This is a genomic window from Microcoleus sp. CZ3-B2, assembly GCF_036705055.1.
Lineage (GTDB): Bacteria > Cyanobacteriota > Cyanobacteriia > Cyanobacteriales > Microcoleaceae > Microcoleus.
Genome location: NZ_JAUBTN010000007.1, coordinates 50,842 through 69,815 on the forward strand (window position 1 = coordinate 50,842; position 18,974 = coordinate 69,815).

Consider the following 18,974-nt stretch of genomic DNA (forward strand, 5'->3'; position numbering starts at 1 on the left):
CACTAAAACAATAATAATTTGGTTGGTGGTGAGGAATTTAGTCCTCTGATTTTTCTGAGGTAAAAAATGGATAACTACCGCATAGTCGAGACTTTGACGGAAAGTCAGGTTTCTGACTTGATGGATTTGTACAAAAACGAGTTTTGGTGCGACAAGCGGAGGCGGGAGGATGTGGTGAAAATGCTTGCGGCTACTGATGTTACCATTGGTTTGGTCGATGAGGGCGATAGGCTAATTGGCATCACCCGCGTCCTCACCGATTTTGTCTACAGGGCGATGGTTTTTGATGTGATTGTCAAGCCGACACACAGAAAAATGGGACTGGGCGCGGTATTGATGGATGCAGTTTTCAATCATCCCGAATTGCAAGCCGTGGAGAGTTTTTCTCTTAATTGTTTGCCGAAAATGATACCATTTTACGAGCGCTGGGGTTTCACGGACGATTTGGGAGAAATTAAGTCTATGCGGCGCAAAAACAGCTAAATTAAGCTCATTTAATGCCCAAGTTTTTCTCGAATTGCATCTTCTTTAAAACCTACTAAAACAGCAGTTCCATCTTTCACAAACAGCGGACGTTTCAGCAGCATCGCATCCTTAGCAAAGGCTTCCACCCATTCTTCACCAGTCCAGTCTTTCTTGTCGTCGCCCAAAGTACGATAAGATTGACCGGAGGTATTTCGCATTGGTTTAAAGCCTAAAGTTTTCACCCAGTTTTCAATTGTTTCGCGAGTTGGTGGCTGTTCTTTTGTGTTAATGAACTCGTAAGTGATGCTGTTATCTTTGAGCCACTGCAAAGCTTTTTTGCAGGTTCCGCAGTTGGGGATTCCGTAAACTTGAATTGACATAATATTTGGGAATTGGGAATGGGGAATTGGGCTCTAGCGTTGCGGAGGGATTGGGAATTGGGAATAACTAACGACAGTTGGCTGTTGACTGTTGACTGTTGACTGTTGACTGTTAACTGTTAACTGTTGACTAAGAGGGCGGGCACGCACCATCCACCGCCCCTACCAACTAATGACTAACAACTAATGACTAATGACTAATGACTAATGACTAATGACTCTTGACTAATTTAGCTTGTTGAATCCATTGTTGCACGCGATCGACCGAAGGAGTCAAATCATTGCGCTGCATTGTCGCTACGTGCAGTCTCAGGATTTGTTGGTGCAACCTCTCCACGGGCATTTGAGCTAATTGAGCGGCAGAAGCAACGCCGGCGTGCAGCAACAGCCCGCAATACTGACAGCCGACACTGGGAATCCGAGCCAGCTCTGCCATCGCTACCCATTTATTAACTGATAGAATGTTAATGTGTAATTGATTTGCTAATAATGCTTTCGCAGCCGGTGTTTTCGTCATGCGAATTAATTGCGCGGTTGTGGTGATGCCGCATTGTTCTAGTTGAGACTGGTTTTCATTGCTCAATCCCGGCAAGTGTTCGATCGGCCAATCCCGTATTTGTACGGAATTTTTAGGAGCTTTGTGAGGAATTTTCATCTTATTTTCAGGGAATTTACTTATACTTTAAAGTCGAAAATATCAAGCCGTCAATAGATGCGATCGCTCTTGTTACAACATCTACAAAAACCCGATCGACTACTTTGGTCGATCGCCCCTGTTGCTACAGGGAATGTTAATTACTTGCCGCGCAACACTTTCAGCCTTTGTTGCCTTGCTGTCTGGCAAGATTTGTGCTGAACAAATTCCTGTCGGCGGCGATCGCAAATGCGATCGAAAACACTGCGAACAAGATGATAGCAAGAAATCATATAAAGATTAGACTTTTTTCAAAATGACTGCTACGTTTGAAGTCAGGACTTTATTTATTTTAAGACTGAGAATTAAAGGACTGAAGTCCTTACTACCAACAAAATTCAAAATAATCTGCTGTTAGCCATGACCATTACTAAGACTGATGATATGTTAAAAGATATTTTACACCAACGGCGGCAAAAACTTGCCAATTTAATTGATTTTCCGGTAATTCTTTGGTCTGGGCGCAGCATTCCTCGCAATTATCCGGCGCTGACTTTTCCTTTTCGCGCCAGCAGTCACTTTCTATATTTTGCGGGTTTGCAGTTAGAAAATGCTGCGATTCGCTTAGAATCTGGCAAATTAGAATTGTTTTTAGATGATGCAGATTCTAGCAGCACTCTTTGGCATGGAGAAATGCCGAAACGTGCAGAAATTGCTGAATTAATTGGGGCTGATGCTGCTTTCCCCATGACTGAATTAAAAGCGCGCTCCACAAATGCCGCCACGATCGCCCTTCAGGATAGCTTGACTCTGTTGCAACAGTCACAAATTCTCGATCGCCCCCTTGCACCGTCCAAAGCGCCAACCGGCATCGATCTAGAATTAACTCAGGCGATCGTATCGCTGCGCCTGAGCCACGATGCAGCCAGTTTGGTCGAATTGCGTCAAGCTGCCGCTGTCACCGTAGCAGCGCACAAAGCGGGCATGGCGGCCACAGGAAATGCTCGCATCGAAGCAGGGATTCGCGCTGCAATGGAAAGTGTCATCATCTCGGAAAACATGACCTATGCCTATCCGAGTATTGTTACGGTACAGGGCGAAGTTCTGCACAGCGAACACTATCACAATCCGCTACAAACAGGAGATTTGCTGCTAGCAGATGTCGGGGCAGAAACATCAATGGGATGGGCGGCAGATGTGACTCGCACTTGGCCGGTTTCGGGCAAATTTTCGTCAACTCAAAGAGCAATTTATGATGTAGTTTTGGCAGCGCACGATGCTTGTATTGAGAAAATTAGTCCGGGGGTGGAATATCAAGATATTCACCTGTTAGCTGCTCGAATTATGGCGGCAGGATTGGTAGATTTGGGTATTTTGCAGGGGAATGTTGAAGATTTGGTAGAAATGGATGCTCACGCGCTGTTTTTTGTGCACGGCATCGGGCATTTAATCGGTTTGGATGTTCACGATATGGAAGATTTGGGCGATTTGGCTGGCTATGCAGCCGGAAGAACGAGAAGCAGTCGGTTTGGGTTGGGTTTTTTGCGGCTGAATCGAGTTTTGCGTCCGGGAATGCTGGTATCGATCGAACCTGGTTTTTATCAAGTGCCGGCAATTTTGAATAACTCTGAAAATCGCGCCAAATATAAAGAATTTGTAAAGTGGGACGAGTTGGAAAAATTCGCGGACGTCCGGGGCATACGCATTGAAGATGATATACTTGTTACCGAAGAGGGTAGAGAAGTATTAACAGGGAAATTGCCAGCGAAAGCTCAGGAAATTGAGGAGTTAGTTGCGGTAAGTATGTAGGGATAGATCGCAAAGCGGGCGATCGTCCACAGTTCTAACAGGCGAGAAAAAAGATAAATAAAGATGAACAAAGCTTGGCAAACAGGTATTTTGATGTTAGTTGAAAAACTAGCAGCGCAAGTCCAAAAATTTGCAGCGCGGAGACTTGGACGGATTTTTCGCAACCGTATATCCTCGCCGCCGCCGATGCAAGTTGCACCTTTCCCCAGCAACGAAGAAGAGAGACTAAAAGCACTTCACCGCTACCAGATTCTCGATACAGATGCCGACGAAGCTTTTGATGACCTAACAGCTTTAGCATCCTATATTTGCGGCACTCCTATTGCTTTAGTCAGCTTAATAGACGCTAACCGACAGTGGTTTAAATCAAAAGTCGGTTTGGACGCCTCAGAAACTCCTAGAGAGTTAGCATTTTGCGCTCACGCTATTTTAAATCCCAATGAATTGTTAGTTATACCCAATGCTCTAGAAGACGATCGCTTTGCGGGGAATCCGTTAGTAACTGCCAATCCCAATATTCGGTTTTATGCTGGAGCGCCGCTAGTAACTTCTGATGGTTTCCCGATCGGCACTTTGTGCGCGATAGATACAATTCCGCGCCACCTCACTCCAGAACAATTAGAAGCGCTGCGGACGTTAGGAAGGCAAATTATTAACCAAATGGAGTTGCGAATTAATTATGCTAAATTAAAGCGCGCCCAGAGCCGGGAAAAACAAGTTGAAGCAAAACTTCGGTCTACTGACGAGCAAATTGTCAATTTTTTAGAAGGAATGAGCGATGCTTTTTTTGCTCTCGACCTCCAGTGGCGATTTACTTACGTCAATTACAAAGCCTCGCAATTTTTGCAGCGCGTACCGGAAGAACTTTTTGGTAAAACTTTTTGGGAAGAGTTTCCCGATTTAATAAGTTCGGTATTTTATGAAGAGTGTCATCAAGCTGTAGCCAAACAAGTGGGAGTGAATTTTGAGAAATATTATCGTCCCTTAAAACTGTGGTTGGAAGTCCGGGCTTTTCCCAGTCATGACGGCATTTCTGTATTTTTTCACGACATCACTAAGCGTAAGCAGATGCAATCGGCACTCAGGAAACAACAGAAAAAAACTGAGGATTTACTGCTAAATATTTTGCCCGAACCGATCGCCAACAGGTTGAGGCACGAACCGGGGCTAATTGCAGACAAGTTTGAAAAAGCCACTATTCTTTTTGCTGATTTGGTGAATTTTACCCAAATTTCTACCACGATGCCCGCCACTCAATTAGTATATTTACTGAATGAAATTTTTTCAATTTTCGACAAGCTCAGCGACAAGCATGGATTAGAGAAAATCAAAACGATCGGGGATGCTTATATGGTAGCGGGCGGTATTCCGATTGAACGCCCAGATCACGCTGAGGCGATCGCCGAAATGGCACTGGATATGCTAGTAGCAATTCAGGAATTAAATGTGAAGCTAGAGGCGAATTTTGCGATCCGCATCGGGATTAATAGCGGCCCGGTGGTGGCGGGGGTAATCGGCACTAAAAAATTCATTTACGATTTGTGGGGAAATGCGGTAAATACAGCCAGCCGCATGGAATCTCACGGCATACCAGGCCGTATTCAAGTCAGCCACTATACTTATAACTTGCTGCACGATAAATATGAATTTGAAGACCGGGGCGAGATCGAGATTAAAGGTAAAGGAAAAATGCAGACTTATTTCCTGACGGGCCCGAAAACAGCAAGGGAGATGGAAATAGTCGGAGATTAAATTTAGAACAGGAAAGTTCGGTAACGGATTTTTTAACGGATGTAACGGATAGTGAAGTAGGGTGCGTCAGAAGTGTAAAATTTGTGCGACAAATTCACAATCTCATTGTGACGTACCAACTAATGAATAAATGGTGTGTCAGTTCTAAAATTTTCGGTGAGAATTGAGAATTATCTTGCCTGACGCACCCTACGGCTAAGATTTGAAAGTACCTGAAACATTAGGCCCGATCGCCTGCCAAGCAAAACAACAGCAACAGTTGTCAACAAATCAGATTATGCTATACACACGCAGAGAGATCCAAGCAATCCCAAGCGCGGTACTCGACGTTATAAAAATATTAAGTTGAAGTCCTCGGAGCCTTTAATATGGTTCAATTTCATATTCAAACAGATAGCGAGATCCCTGCATCCACTCAACTATTCAATCAAATCAGGTTTGCGATCGCCTCCCGCCAGTTTCCGCCCGGACACCGCTTGCCGAGTACCAGACAACTAGCCATGCAGACTGGTTTGCACCGCAACACCATCAGCAAAGTTTACCGACAGCTCGAAAATACCGGACTTGTAGAGGCCCAAGCCGGATCGGGGATTTACGTCCGCGCTCAAGGCCACGAGGGCGGCAGTAAACTCAAATCCCCGATCCTCAATGAATACCCGCTTGCTAACCGAATAGTGCAAGAAAGTATGGATCAACTGCTGGGACAGGGCTGTACGCTCAACCAAGCCAGGGAATTATTTTTGGCCGAAATTGACTGGCGGCTCAGGTGCAGCGCCCGAGTCGTCGTCACAGCCCCCGCAGAAGACATCGGCGTGGGCGAGCTGATGGCGAAAGAACTCGAACAAGCTTTGCGGATTCCTATACAGTTGGTGGCGATGGAAGAGTTGGCTACTTTTCTCGATCAAATCTCTTCGGGAACTGTAATCACGAGTCGCTATTTTATCGGACAAGCAGAATTCATCGCAGCACCCCGTTCGGTGCGAGTCATTCCCGTAGACATCTACGACTACGGTCAGGAAATCCAGCTTGTGACGGGTTTACCGAAAGACAGTTATTTGGGTTTAGTCAGTTTGAGCCCGGGAATGTTGCGATCGACTGAAGTGATCATCCACAGCATCCGGGGCGAGGATTTGCTGGTGATGACGGCTTTGCTCTCGGATGCCTACAAGATTAACTCGATCGTGCGATCGGCGAGAACAATTTTCTGCGACCAACCGAGCTTTGCTACAGTAAAAGCTGCCATTAACGCTGCCCGAGAGGATATTATTCGTCCCCCGCAACTGATATGCTCTGAAAATTACATCGGCTCTAAGTCGATTAATTTGCTCAAGCGCGAGTTGGGCTTGGGGTAAGTCAGTTGGTAGTTGGTAGTTGGTAGTTGGTAGTTGGTAGTTGGCAGTTGGTAGTTGGTAGTTGTTAGTTGTTAGTTGTTATTTGTTATTTGTTTGTTGTTTGTTAGTTGTTATTTGTTAGTTGTTATTTGTTAATTAATTGTTAATTGTTGTTAATTGTTAGCCAACAGTCAACAGCCAACTGCCAACTGTCAACAGTCAACAGTCAACAGCCAACAGTCAACAGTCAACAGTCAACAGTCAACAGCCAACAGCCAACAGTCAACAGTCATTAGTTAATTCCCATTTCCAATGACTACTAACAACTAACAACTAACAACTAACAACTAACAACTGACAACCAACAACTAACAACCAACAACTAACAACCAACAACTGACAACCAACAACTGACAACCAACAACTGACTAATTACCAATTACCAATTACCAATAACCCATGCCAATTGAAATCCAACCCTCAATTAATGTTAAAACTGCGATCGAAAGCCGACGGGCCGCGCGCAGTTTCAAGCCCGATCGAATTCCCTCAGCTATATTGGCAGAAATTTTGCGCTTGGGAGTGCGATCGCCCTCCGGTTACAACTTGCAGCCTTGGCGGTTTATCGTACTTGAAGACGAAGCCAGCAAAGAAAAATTAAAAACTTGCGCCTTCGACCAGCGCCAAGTGGTAGAAGCCCCAATCGTGTTAATCTGTTGTGGCGATCGGCGCGCCGCCGAGCCCGAAAACACTGAAGCCGTCATCGAATTGGGCAAAGCCGCAGGCGCAATGAATGACAATTTAGCCGGTTATATACGCCAAGCAATCCCGCAATTATTCGAGAACCGTCCCTGTTTCGACTCTGTAGAAACTTGGACAAACAGACATACAATGCTCGCAGTAGCTCACTTAATGATTGCAGCTAAAAGCTTTGGAGTAGACAGTTGTCCGATGGAAGGTTTTGTCAGCGCTAAGGTGAAAGAAGCCTTTGAAATTCCTGAACAAGTAGATGTTTGCTGTTTGCTACCGCTTGGTTATGCAGCAGAACCTTTCAAACAATACGGTGGGCGTTTTGATGTGACTCAAGTTTATTACAGCGAAACCTATGGAAAAGAGTTGCAAATTGAGACTTAAGAGTTAAGAGTTGAGAGTTGAGAGTTGAGATTTGAAGGAGTCGGTACAAGTTCAAACAAATCGGAACTACGGACAATTTCGCAATTTCGCAATCCGAAATCGCAATCTAAAATCTAAAATCTAAAATCGCAAGTGGTGAGAGCAGAAAGAGGAACAAAGTATGACAGTAGCAGCACGACAAAGCAAGGCACAAATTCTAGAAGTCAAGTTGCAGAAGCACTTACAAGCAGCCGGATTAAAAAAATTACCGCTTTATATCAGTTGCGATTTTAGAGATGACTCTTTAACGGTTGTCGGAGAACACCCGCGAAGTGTAGTTATCAAAGCAAAACCGACTTTTACGGTGCTAGAAGCGGCTATTCTCGAAATAGAACCAGAATCTATTGAACAGATTGGACTTTGCCTAAAAATTACCGGACAAAAACAGCCCTATGCTTTCCATTCTTTTACCATGCACAACCCTGTTTTGTCAAGACCCAGAACAGTGGAAGTGCGAAAGAAAGTCGAGGAAATACCCGCAGTAGAAACGGGGATTGTGCTAGCAATAAATGCGGCAGAGACGGCGGATGGAGCGGAGGAAATGCTGTTAGAAACAGATATTAAAGAGCAGGGAGATGATGAAGATTTTCCTGATTTATCTGAGAGTTCCAACAATTCCGAGCCGATCGCCTTTAAGGTAGCTACAATTCCGGGAGATTTTGCAGAAAATCCCTTCAATTCCCTAGATATGGAAGCGGTAACAGTTTCTCAAACACCAAAGTATTCACCGTGGGCTGTGCTGGCGGCGACAGGAATCGTCAGCTTGGCGGCGATAATTCTGGCAGGGGGTTATTACCTGTTGAGTCGCCCCTGTGTCATCGGAGAATGCCCTGCACTAGCTAATGCTAAACAGTTGAGCGACAATTCGATCCGAACGCTGAAAACTTCAAAGGTTGCTAACAGCCCCGAAGAAGCGCAGGAACAGTTAAAAGGGGCGATCGCCCTTTTGGAACCGATTCCAGCTTGGTCAATTCATCGCGGCGAAGCTCAAACCGCCCTGGAAAAATACCGCCAGCAAAGTCAGAATGTAAACTCTGCGATCGATGGCGCGCGCCTCGCGGAGTCAGCAGCCAGGAAAACCGGAAATCCTCCTTATTCTGCCGAGAATTGGCAGGAAGCGCAAGCTCTGTGGCAAAGCGCGATCGCCCAACTCGGAGAAATCCCCCAAGACAGCCCTGTTTATCCCTACGCTCAGAAAAAAGCCAAGGAATATCGGAAGAATTTAGCCACAGGAAACAAGGAATTAGGAACAGAAAAACAAGCCCAAAAAACCTTGATCGAAGCCAAAAATACGGCCCAAATAGCAGAAGCTCGCGAAGCAGTAGCTCAGACAGCCGAAAGTTGGATTCAAGTACAAGCTGGTTGGGAAAAAGCCCTGGATATAATATCAGAAATTCCCAGCAATACGCAATCTTACCAACAAGGTAAACTGCTAGTTCCGAGATACGAAACGAAGCTTTCCCAAGCTCGCGAGCGTAAAAACATTGAAGGAATTTCGGAAAACGGCTACACTCAAGCAGTGAGTTTAGCAGCGGAAGCGATAATTTTTGAGGGAAAAAATGAATGGTTTAAGGCATCGGAATACTGGCGGAGAGCTTTGAGTTATGCCGAGCAAGTTCCAGCGGCCACTGCTTATTCCCAGAAAGCCAAACCGCTGATTGATTCCTACACAAAATCCTTGGAGCAAGCAGAAGTAAAGTTGAAGGAAGAAAGGAATCTGCAAAAAGCGCGGGCGGATTTAGATAAAACTTGCAAAGGTAAGCCGAAGATTTGCGACTATACTGTTAGCAAAGATTTGATTGCGGTGCAGATGACTTCCGATTACGTGCAGAAACTGCAACAAACTTTCATCCAAGCGGAAAACAAGAAGGCCCTGAAGACTCGTCAAGCTGTGGAAAAGCACGTTGAAACGCTGCAAAAAGCTTTGGAGGCGATCGCCGAAAACGCCAAAATTCCGATGCAGGTGTACAATGGCGAAGGCAAGCGGATTGCGAGCCACGAACCGAAGTAGCCCGGATTTGAACATATTGTAGGGTTATATCAATTCCGGTTGCACTCAGGGGGAATTGTTGACTGTTGACTGTTAACTGTTGACTCGATTTGATTATTCCTGAGTTACTCCGCAATCAATCCAGCTTGAAAAACTTGTTGCGCCGTCAAATTCAACTCTGGAAAAGTTGGCGACTCAATCCGATCGTTTCCCCGAAACAAACTAACCTCATATTCGCCGTCAACCAACCGATAAACCGATATCGTTGGTTGTTTGGGATTGCCAATAAACCTGCGGCCGCCCAAACCGAGATAATCCACAATCCAGTATTCAGGAATCCCGATTAGTTCGTATTCGCCTACTTTTTTGATGTAGTCATCTTGCCAGTTGGTACTAACTACTTCTATAACCAGCGGAATTGAGGCTCCTTGAGTCACAGTTGAAAACTTTTGCCACAGAGGTTCTGATGCTAAATTTGGGCGATTTAAGATCGGAATGTCCGGCGAATAAGCTGATTGGTTTTCCAGTGGTTTAACTAATGCTTGTTTGGGGATGAAGTACGGCAGGTTTAGGCGATCGAATTCCACGGTCAATTTTCTTGCTAAAAAACCGATAACTTCTTCATGTTCTCCTAATGGCTGTGACATTTCAACAATCTCTCCATTGTGCAGTTCGTAGCGTCCGTTGTCTGGCTTCCATTCCGCAAATTCTTCAAAAGTTAGCGTTTTAGTTGCTATTTGAATCATGGCTATTTCTCCTGAATGATGGCCGGGCGGGCTAGAACCCCACCCCACAAAAAACTAAACTCTTGTGGAAAATGCCGGAGAGCCTGTTCAATAAAACAAGGCTAAATGCAAGTTCCTACATACATAATATTACCAGTTCCAATCCCTCCGCTTCGCTCCGCCCAATCCCTCCGCTTCGCTCCGCCCAATCCCTCCGCTTCGCGCTCGCCCAATGCCCTGCGCGGGCCAATTCCCAATCCCTCCGCAACGCTAGAGCCCAATTCCCAATTATCATTTTATCAACTGTGCATCTTGATTAAAAAAACTGCGGCACAATCCCTCAGTCAACAACAGAGTTGCGATTAAAGTTGCCAGCGCTAACACAAACATAATCAAAATTTGGTAAGATGCTGCATCTATCGGGCTCACACCGCTGAGCATTTGACCTGTCATCATTCCCGGCAATGTCACAATTCCTACCACTGTCATTGTATTTAATGTCGGGATTAATCCCGCTTTGATGGCATCTTTGCGGTACTGTTTTACTGCTTGCTGCGGTGTGGAACCTAAACTTAAATGGGTTTCTATTTCTAACTGGCTGCTGTTAACTGTACTGACAAGTCTTTCACCGGCGATCGCCCCAGAGTTCATCGCATTGCCCAAAATCATCCCCGCTAGGGGAATCAAATACTGCGGTTCGTACCAGGGGTCAGGTTGCAAAATTAGCAAGTTTGTATAGCCCAAAGTCAAGGCCGTGCTAATCAAAATCGAACCCGAAACTAACGGTAGTAAGTGCTTGATTTTTTTGCTGATGCGGTTGCTAGCTACCATGCTAGCTGTTGTCAGCATGATTGCTAAAACTGCTAAAACCACCCAAGGATTTTTTCCCTCCGGGGCAAATACGACGGCCAGCACGTAGCCGACTAGGATTAGCTGGATCAGGGTGCGGCCCGCCGCGATCGCGATCGCCCCCTCCAATCCCAATCCCTGCCACGCCGAAAGCCCGATCGCGATCGCCACCATCCCCAAAGCCCAACCCAAATCAGTAAACTCTAGCTGAATTAACATCGGCGCTCTCTTTCGATCGAGTGATTGTTTGCCCCTCCAACTATAAAATATTTGAAGAAACGTTTCTCAAAAACAGTTTTGCTGCAAGAATTTGCTGTGATAATGGTTGAAATTTTTGGTGTGAAGAGTGAATAAAGTTCCCCCCCTCGACTTAAGCCAGCAGTACGCCCAGATCGGCGAGGAAATAACCGCTGCGGTGCAAAAAGTGCTCGCCTCTGGCGGCTACATAGGCGGCCCCGCCGTGAAAAGTTTTGAACGAGAATTCGCCGACTACACCGGCGTTTCCGACTGCGTTGGCTGCAACTCGGGCACGGATGCGCTGATTTTGGCCTTGCGAGCTCTCAAAATTGGCCCCGGCGATGAAGTGATTACCACTCCTTTTACTTTTTTTGCTTCGGCTGAGACAATTAGCGCCGTCGGTGCAACTCCGGTATTTGTCGATATTGACAGCGAGACTTTTAATTTGGATGTCGAACTCCTCGAAGCGGCAATTACCCAAAAAACCAAGGCAATTATGCCCGTGCATATCTTCGGTCAACCCACAGACATGACTCGGTTGATGGAAATTGCCACCAAGCATAACTTAGCCGTAATTGAAGATTGCGCCCAGTCTGTCGGGGCCCTGTGGCAGTCTCAAAAAGTCGGCAGCATCGGCCATGTCGGCTGTTTCAGCTTTTATCCCACCAAAAACTTAGGCGCTTGCGGTGACGGCGGCGCGGTGACAACAAACGATGCAGCCCTCGCAGCTTCCATGAGAATGCTCAAAGAACACGGACAGTCTTCTAGGTATTTCTACGAGGAAATCGGCTACAACAGCCGTTTAGATGCCCTGCAAGCGGTGATTCTCAGCATTAAATTGCGGTATCTCGACAGTTGGAACGCCCAGCGGCGCGAAAAAGCAGCCGTTTATAACGAATTTCTCTCCCGCGTGCCCGGAGTTGCTGTCCCCAAGGAATTGCCAGCAGCTAAGGGAGTTTGGAATCAATACACAATTCGGCTGATAAGTCAAGAAGACCGGCCAAACTCCTCTGGCAATTTCCGGGACTCGGTGCGGGAGCGGTTGCAGGAATCCGGCATCGGTTCGATGGTTTACTATCCGTTACCCTTGCACCTGCAACCTGTTTACAAATCTTTGGGCTATCACGTCGGTGATTTACCTGTGGCAGAGCAAGTTTGTCGCGAAGTCTTGTCTTTACCGATGTTTCCCGAACTTTCGAGGGATCAACAAGAGCGGGCGATTTATGGACTCAAAGATTGTTTGGCACATAGCCGGTAGCATCCGGTAGCTTTGGCCCGATCGCCCGATCGACAGAAACGCCCCAAAACAGAGAAATTGCAGGGTTGCAGTGCCGTACTGGTGCAGCGGTCAGGGAAATATATTAAGTATTTTGACCGATCGCTTGTACTTTTATGTACTATCATTAATTAATGAAAAGAAAAAAATTTAGGCTGATAATCCGCCTAGAACGGGTACATCTTCCGCTCGCCTAAAATTGGCGGTGCGATCGTGATGAAGAAGTCATTAGTCATTAGTCATTAGTCATTAGTCATGTTTTGCTGTCCCCCACGAGCTTTCCGTCCAACGTCATCAGTCCGATGTCCGTCGGAAGAAGGAAGTTCGGCAACGAGCAATGTACGGGATGTAACGGATGTAAGTCCGATGTCCGTCGGAAGAAGGAAGAAGGAAGAAATAAGAAATAAGAAATAAGAAATAAGAAATAAGAAGGAAGAAGGAAGAATGTTTGAACTTTCAACTTCCCATCCCCGATGCCCTGTTTGGCCGATGCCCTGTTTGGCCGATGCCCTGTTTGGCCGATGCCCTGTTTGGCCGATGCCCTGCGCGGGCCCTGTTTGGCCGATGCCCTGCGCGGGCCGATGCTTTTAGGCCCTGCGCGGGCCGATGCTTTTAGGCCCTGTTTGGCCGACGCCCGATGCCCGATTTCAAATTTTCAATTTAACCTGCAATTTTCATAAAATAAGAGGAAAATAAACGAGTGCCTCAGTATAAATTCACTCAGGCTAGACGCTACGATCCACAAGCGATCGCTAAGTATTACCGCAAACGTCCTTGGAAAGCAATTTGGCGAGCAATTACCGTTATTTGGTCTTTTGCAGGCTTCGTGCTGGGGATGCTGTGGGACAGTTGGCAGCACGAAGCCGCAGCACACCAGCCGGAACGCGCCACCCACCTGCGACAAATACTCACTCGCTTGGGCCCCACTTTCATTAAAGTCGGCCAAGCCCTTTCTACCAGACCGGATTTAATTCGCAAAGACTTTCTCGAAGAACTGATCAAACTTCAAGATCAATTGCCACCCTTTGATTCGGCGCGAGCATTTGAGATTATTGAAGCAGAACTCGATCGCCCCATTAGCGAAACCTACAGCGAAATCTCCCCCCAACCAGTCGCCGCCGCCAGTCTCGGTCAAGTATACAAAGCCCGTCTCATGACCGGAGAAGCAGTCGCCGTCAAAGTTCAGCGACCCAACTTGCTACCAATCTTGAGCCTCGACCTTTACTTAATGCGCTGGGCGGCTGGATGGTTAGCCCCTTTGCTGCCGCTCAATCTCGGCCACGACCTCTCTTTAATAGTCGATGAATTCGGCATTAAACTATTCGAGGAAATTGACTATATCAACGAAGGTCGCAACGCCGAAAAATTTGCCACAAATTTTGCCGACGACCCCACAGTAAAAGTTCCGAGTATCTACTGGCGCTATACTTCAAAATCCGTTCTCACACTCGAATGGATTGACGGCATCAAACTGACAGACATCGCAAGCGTGAAAGCAGCAGGCTTGGACACCGATAGCTTAATAGAAGTCGGAGTCCGCAGCGGTTTGCGGCAGTTGCTAGAACACGGATTTTTTCACGCTGACCCCCATCCGGGAAATTTGTTTGCCTTAGCGGACGGCCGCATGGCTTACATCGATTTTGGGATGATGGATCAGATGGAAGAAACAACCAAAGAAAGCTTGGTTGATTCTGTCGTTCATTTAATCAACAAAGATTACTTACAGTTAGCCCAGGATTTTGTCAAACTCGGCTTTTTGACACCAGACACAGACATTATGCCGATCGTCCCGGCCCTAGAATCTGTACTCGGCGATATAGTCGGCGAAAAGGTGTCAGATTTTAACTTCAAGACGATTACAGACCAGTTTTCGGAATTGATGTACGATTATCCATTCCGAGTGCCCGCGAAATTTGCCTTAATCATTCGCTCTCTCGTGACAGAAGAAGGTTTAGCCCTGACGCTGAATCCCGATTTCAAGATAGTCGAGGTGGCCTATCCTTACGTAGCGCGCCGATTGTTAAACGGAGAATCTCCAGCATTGCGCCGTCGCCTGATTGAGGTATTATTCAAAGATGGCAAATTCCAGTGGAACAGATTAGAGGACATGATCGCGATCGCCAGATCCGATCGCAGTTTCGACCTGCTACCCACCGCCCAACTAGGCATACAATTCTTGCTGTCAGAAGAAGGATCGTTTTTGCGTCGCCAATTGATATTAGCTTTGATTGAAGACGATCGCCTCCACACAGCAGAAGTTAGCAGCCTTTGGAACCTAGTCAAAGAAGACTTGCAACCAAGCCGCCTGTTCAACGTTGCTCTAGACGCTTTAACAGAGCTTTCCACAGCAGGAACAGCCGCACTGACTCGACTTTAATTTTAGTCAGCAGTCAGTAGTCAGTAGTCATTAGTCATTAGTCAGTAGTCATTAGTCATTAGTCATTAGTCATTAGTCATTAGTCATTAGTCATTAGTCATGAGCGACTTGTGCTGAGCTAAGCCGAAGCAAGTCGGAGGGTGGTCATTAGTTATAAATCAAAAGACAACTACTAATGACCAATTAACTTTTTTGACCACAAAAAAGTCCCGAATACACAAATTTTAAAATGCAGAAAACAGAGGCAAAAATAATTTCCTTCTTACTGCTAAATGCTAAATGCTAACTAATGACTACTGACTACTGACTGCTGACTTCCCAATTTTCCATTACCCAAACTAAGGAATTATTCGTGTATTATTTTCCCGAACCTCCATATTTTTTAATGAGCGCTGGATTGCTAGCAGGTATGGCATCAGGCTTAGCTTTTGAAGCAACACTCAAACAAGCAGTGCAGCAGTGGTCAAAAAATCGCTCTACTCGTACTCTAGCTAACCTGCCAAGGTTGCAATTATCCATACCTTTCATCGGAATGGCCGGGGGAATTTGCGTATTTTTAGCTTCGGGAGTGGAGATTTTTGGCTTCCCAAAATTACTTTCTTATGCTCTAGCTTTACCTCTCACACTACTCACCGCGTGGTTGGTTTGGACTCAGCTAAACAAACTTTTAATCGAACTCGAACGCGGAGGTTCCCAAGCGCTCGATTTAGATTCATTTGAACAATAAACTTCTTAAACCGCAGACAAACGCGAATCACACAGATAAAAACCCATCAGCGTTTCTCAGTGTTAATCTGCCAACATCTGCGGTTCAAAAAAAACAATCAAACTAATCACCATCAATCCCAAAACTTCGCAACTTAAACATAATATTATTAATTTTTTTAACTACCCAACTTTTGAAATTTCTACCCAAACGAACCAACAAATTGGGCGGCGCGAGATTTGGGAGTTTTTCCGGCGAATTCAAATAGCGGTAGTGCAGAAACACCTCTCGGTAGGGAATCCCAACATCTTCCCCAGCACACAATCGAGTAAACTTGGCAGCCGAAATGCTCATGTAGTGCAAGTAAGTCAGCCGCTGTCCTTTGTCGTATAAAACATAATCTATCACATCAAATTTAGAAGACCAATGATTGCCCGTTACCCCAGCAGGTTGATGATACGCAAAGTTATAAAAAGAGATTTTGCTGCGGGCTACTAAATAGTTCAATAAAGATTGGTCAGATGCACTCAAACACATAATTTCCGCTTCTCCTGATGTTAAGTTGTCTAACAGTTGGACAGAATTTTCTCTATTAAATATTTCTTTTTTTGAAGCAAATAAACCTGTACAAAAAGTATGAGATGGCAGTTGGTCTATATTGAAAATATGTGGCAATTTATCTGATGATAAATCAAACACATAATTGAGGTCGGATTTGTACTGAAAATCGTTTGCTACCCAATCAAATTCATCAAGTTTGTGATAAATGTAATCCAGAGAACCCATTAACAGAGTGTCAGCGTCAAAATATACAAATTTGTCAAAAGGCCCGTCAAAACAGCATAATTTCCGATGCCTGGTCAAACAGTGAACTGGTTTCAAACCTTTAGCTTGCCAAACTTTTTGAGCTTTGGCGTGAGATGTCCAAGCTTGAGTTGCAAAGTCTTCCCAGAAATAAATTGAATCGGTGTTGTCAAAGAGGGTGACATTAGAACGAATTGCAATTTCTACTCGCACTTTTTTCAGCCTATCATCATAGGGAATAATACAAACGGGAATATCTTTTGCCCCATTGACTTCGAGACTGTTTAACAAAGCAACTAAGTGGTCGAAAACAACATCGTTTGCTAGAATATAAATGCCATCAGTCATAGTTTTTTAATTAATAAGTAACCCAGCGCATATATATTTCTTTTTAGGTGCGGGCAAGATGCCCACACTACAAGAAATAAAATTTATAGATTGTGGAACAGGCAAGATGCCTGTTCTTCAAACCTTGTTGATAATGATACAACATATGATTGTCTCCTCACCTAGTGAAAACACGAAATAATTTTTGCACTAAATTTGGTTTTTCCTCTTCCTCATGAAGGTAACGATAATGTTTCCACAATTCCCAATAAGGACTACCCGATTTAATTGGTATCCCAGCCCAGTGCAGATATTTTAACTTTTTGCCTTTGTCATAAAGCACATAATCTATTTCCTGAAAATGTGTAGAACCAGCCCAGCTTCCTGGTTCTGCGGCTGAAGCTTTAACAAAGTTGCAGCGCTTGGGAATTAACTTAAGAATCATGTAATTTAGTATAGGTTGGTCTGTGACATTTTGAGTAAAGTCAAAATATTCTCGATGCTGCGCGCATTCTCGCAAAATATTGTACATTTGCGATTCGGTAATAGTGCCTTTTCTGGAAGCCCAAAAACCGCTGTTAAAGACATCTTGAAGCTGTGAGTCGGTAAATATATTCTGTTCTTTTATGACAGGTGAAAATACATTTCGCAGTTTTTCGCTGAGGTGGTGATAGTCGCAGCAAAAAAAGTCTACTTCTGAGAGTTTGTTGAGGTTGGCTGCGATGTCTTCAAAAACGATGATATCGGTATCGATGTACAGAAATTCGTCTAGGGGGCCAAACCAGGCGCAGAGTTTCCGCATTTTGCTGGGAAGGGCTAGAAAAGTGCGATCGAACATTTGGCCAATTTCTCTGGTAAACTGTTCCACAAACTCCAGATTTGGGAACAAATGCACCCCGTAGAGGCTGCTGAGGGCGGCCGCGACTTGCTGATAATTGTCGTCAAACGGGATCAGAAAAACTGGTACTTGACAATTGTACAGACGTATGCTTGCCATAAGGGCGATCGCGCTTTCCATCACCCTATCATTAGCAACAATATAAATACCGCGACTCACATCAAATCCATTAACATCAGAATAACTCATCTCTCTTCTCTCTCAGCGTTCTCTGCGTCCTCTGCGGTTTAAAAATCAAACATTGATCCTCAACCTTCTCAATACCCTGGTTAACAAATTCGACCGAGAAACCTCAGTATAAGACTTAGGCGCTTGGGTAAAAACCGGACGCTTTTCCGGCTCCCGGAGATAGCGGTAATGCAGAAACAAATCGCCATAGGGAAACTCAATATTTTCCCCCGCACAAACCCTCCGAATTAAATCCGGCGGCACGCCAATATAATGAAGATAAGTCAGCCGATTTCCCTTATCATACAAAATATTATCGCGTTCTTCAAAATGTTGGGAAGTCACGCTGCACCCAGTTTTCTCAACCTCCGGGAGGCTATAAGCAAAATTATAGCTCTTCAGGTTCGTTTTCATCACCATATAATTGAGCAACGGCTGTTCTCCCGCACCTGCATAGAGAATTTCCGCCTCGCCAGATTGCAGTTGAGCTAACAGCCATTCCCTAGTATTTTGCTCAAACAATCCTTGCTTGCTAGCATAAAATCCAGAACAAAATATTTCCGAATCAATCCGATTTTGCTCAAAAACTTCGAGCAGTTTTGGCGACTGAATATTGTATACTTTAGTTGGGGATAGAAATTGAAAATCATAAACCACAAAATCCGATTCCTCTAACTTCTGAAAAACCGCATCAAAAGAATTCATCACCAAAGTATCAGCATCCATATAGATAAACTTTTCAAACGGGCTATCGAAAGCGCAAAAGCGCCGATGTGCGCCGTAAAGCCGGAATTTTTTGCGGTTCAAACGCTCTGGTGCGGCTGCTTGCATGAATTTATCCCATCGCTGAATAGATGCGCTATCTTCATAAATAAAGACGTTGGGACGGTTGACAATTTCAGCTTGGATTTGCTCTATTTGGTCGTCGAAAGGATAAATACAGACCGGAGTATTTGAGCCTAAGATAACTTCAATACTGTTGAGTAAGGCAATTAGTTGGTCGTAAACTGTATCGTTGGCTAGCGTGCAAATTCCATTCATATTTAGTCAGGAAAAAGTGCAGATGGCTCAAG

The 18,974-nt window shown here is 45.1% G+C and carries 18 protein-coding genes; 10 read left to right on the forward strand and 8 right to left on the reverse strand.

The annotated features are described in order from the left end of the window. The first annotated feature begins 66 nt into the window (after positions 1–66). On the forward strand, positions 67–483 hold the full coding sequence (locus tag QUA97_RS04765) for a GNAT family N-acetyltransferase (protein WP_194068833.1): 417 nt from the start codon (positions 67–69) through the stop codon (positions 481–483). Positions 484–494: 11 nt separating this feature from the next. Here the strand turns inward: QUA97_RS04765 and QUA97_RS04770 are convergent, their stop codons facing one another. After that, positions 495–845, reverse strand: coding sequence for a Spx/MgsR family RNA polymerase-binding regulatory protein (locus QUA97_RS04770; protein WP_194068835.1), 351 nt, complete (start codon positions 843–845; stop codon positions 495–497). A 211-nt stretch (positions 846–1,056) separates the two neighbouring features. Continuing rightward, positions 1,057–1,500, reverse strand: coding sequence for a DUF4332 domain-containing protein (locus QUA97_RS04775; protein ID WP_194068837.1), 444 nt, complete (start codon positions 1,498–1,500; stop codon positions 1,057–1,059). A 133-nt stretch (positions 1,501–1,633) separates the two neighbouring features. Between QUA97_RS04775 and QUA97_RS04780 the strand changes: the two genes are divergently transcribed. The 6 genes from QUA97_RS04780 to QUA97_RS04805 all read left to right on the forward strand — a co-directional run bounded on the left by QUA97_RS04780 (position 1,634) and on the right by QUA97_RS04805 (position 9,555). Then, positions 1,634–1,783 (forward strand): hypothetical protein, encoded by a 150-nt coding sequence (locus QUA97_RS04780; RefSeq protein WP_333193490.1) that lies wholly within the window; start codon positions 1,634–1,636, stop codon positions 1,781–1,783. Positions 1,784–1,899: 116 nt separating this feature from the next. Beyond that, positions 1,900–3,288 carry an aminopeptidase P family protein gene (locus QUA97_RS04785; RefSeq protein ID WP_333193493.1) on the forward strand — a complete coding sequence of 463 codons (1,389 nt, stop codon included), beginning with the start codon at positions 1,900–1,902 and terminating at the stop codon, positions 3,286–3,288. Between the two features lie 186 nt (positions 3,289–3,474). Beyond that, on the forward strand, positions 3,475–5,040 hold the full coding sequence (locus tag QUA97_RS04790) for an adenylate/guanylate cyclase domain-containing protein (protein WP_442922480.1): 1,566 nt from the start codon (positions 3,475–3,477) through the stop codon (positions 5,038–5,040). Between the two features lie 368 nt (positions 5,041–5,408). Next, positions 5,409–6,392, forward strand: coding sequence for a GntR family transcriptional regulator (locus tag QUA97_RS04795; protein WP_194068845.1), 984 nt, complete (start codon positions 5,409–5,411; stop codon positions 6,390–6,392). 438 nt (positions 6,393–6,830) lie between these two features. After that, positions 6,831–7,505, forward strand: coding sequence for a nitroreductase family protein (locus QUA97_RS04800; protein ID WP_194068847.1), 675 nt, complete (start codon positions 6,831–6,833; stop codon positions 7,503–7,505). A 160-nt stretch (positions 7,506–7,665) separates the two neighbouring features. After that, positions 7,666–9,555 (forward strand): hypothetical protein, encoded by a 1,890-nt coding sequence (locus tag QUA97_RS04805; protein WP_333193504.1) that lies wholly within the window; start codon positions 7,666–7,668, stop codon positions 9,553–9,555. 104 nt (positions 9,556–9,659) lie between these two features. On the opposite strand, the gene QUA97_RS04810 is transcribed toward QUA97_RS04805, so the two are convergent. From QUA97_RS04810 to QUA97_RS04820, 3 genes are all read right to left on the reverse strand, one after another. Then, positions 9,660–10,280 (reverse strand): Uma2 family endonuclease, encoded by a 621-nt coding sequence (locus QUA97_RS04810; protein ID WP_333193507.1) that lies wholly within the window; start codon positions 10,278–10,280, stop codon positions 9,660–9,662. A 101-nt stretch (positions 10,281–10,381) separates the two neighbouring features. Continuing rightward, positions 10,382–10,540 (reverse strand): hypothetical protein, encoded by a 159-nt coding sequence (locus tag QUA97_RS04815; protein WP_194068852.1) that lies wholly within the window; start codon positions 10,538–10,540, stop codon positions 10,382–10,384. 10 nt (positions 10,541–10,550) lie between these two features. Continuing rightward, entirely contained in the window at positions 10,551–11,327 is a 777-nt protein-coding gene (locus QUA97_RS04820; protein WP_333193511.1) for an ABC transporter permease, read from the reverse strand. 127 nt (positions 11,328–11,454) lie between these two features. Between QUA97_RS04820 and QUA97_RS04825 the strand changes: the two genes are divergently transcribed. The 3 genes from QUA97_RS04825 to QUA97_RS04835 all read left to right on the forward strand — a co-directional run bounded on the left by QUA97_RS04825 (position 11,455) and on the right by QUA97_RS04835 (position 15,725). After that, positions 11,455–12,603, forward strand: a complete 1,149-nt coding sequence (locus tag QUA97_RS04825) for a DegT/DnrJ/EryC1/StrS family aminotransferase (RefSeq protein ID WP_194068857.1) — start codon at positions 11,455–11,457, stop codon at positions 12,601–12,603. Positions 12,604–13,321: 718 nt separating this feature from the next. Continuing rightward, positions 13,322–14,998, forward strand: coding sequence for an ABC1 kinase family protein (locus QUA97_RS04830; RefSeq protein ID WP_333193516.1), 1,677 nt, complete (start codon positions 13,322–13,324; stop codon positions 14,996–14,998). A 352-nt stretch (positions 14,999–15,350) separates the two neighbouring features. After that, entirely contained in the window at positions 15,351–15,725 is a 375-nt protein-coding gene (locus QUA97_RS04835; RefSeq protein ID WP_193973787.1) for a hypothetical protein, read from the forward strand. Positions 15,726–15,827: 102 nt separating this feature from the next. On the opposite strand, the gene QUA97_RS04840 is transcribed toward QUA97_RS04835, so the two are convergent. From QUA97_RS04840 to QUA97_RS04850, 3 genes are all read right to left on the reverse strand, one after another. Then, positions 15,828–16,856, reverse strand: a complete 1,029-nt coding sequence (locus QUA97_RS04840) for an Npun_R2821/Npun_R2822 family protein (protein ID WP_194068861.1) — start codon at positions 16,854–16,856, stop codon at positions 15,828–15,830. A gap of 157 nt (positions 16,857–17,013) precedes the next feature. Next, on the reverse strand, positions 17,014–17,892 hold the full coding sequence (locus tag QUA97_RS04845; RefSeq protein WP_194068883.1) for an Npun_R2821/Npun_R2822 family protein: 879 nt from the start codon (positions 17,890–17,892) through the stop codon (positions 17,014–17,016). Positions 17,893–17,967: 75 nt separating this feature from the next. Continuing rightward, entirely contained in the window at positions 17,968–18,942 is a 975-nt protein-coding gene (locus QUA97_RS04850) for an Npun_R2821/Npun_R2822 family protein (protein ID WP_194068863.1), read from the reverse strand. Positions 18,943–18,974 lie beyond the last annotated feature (32 nt).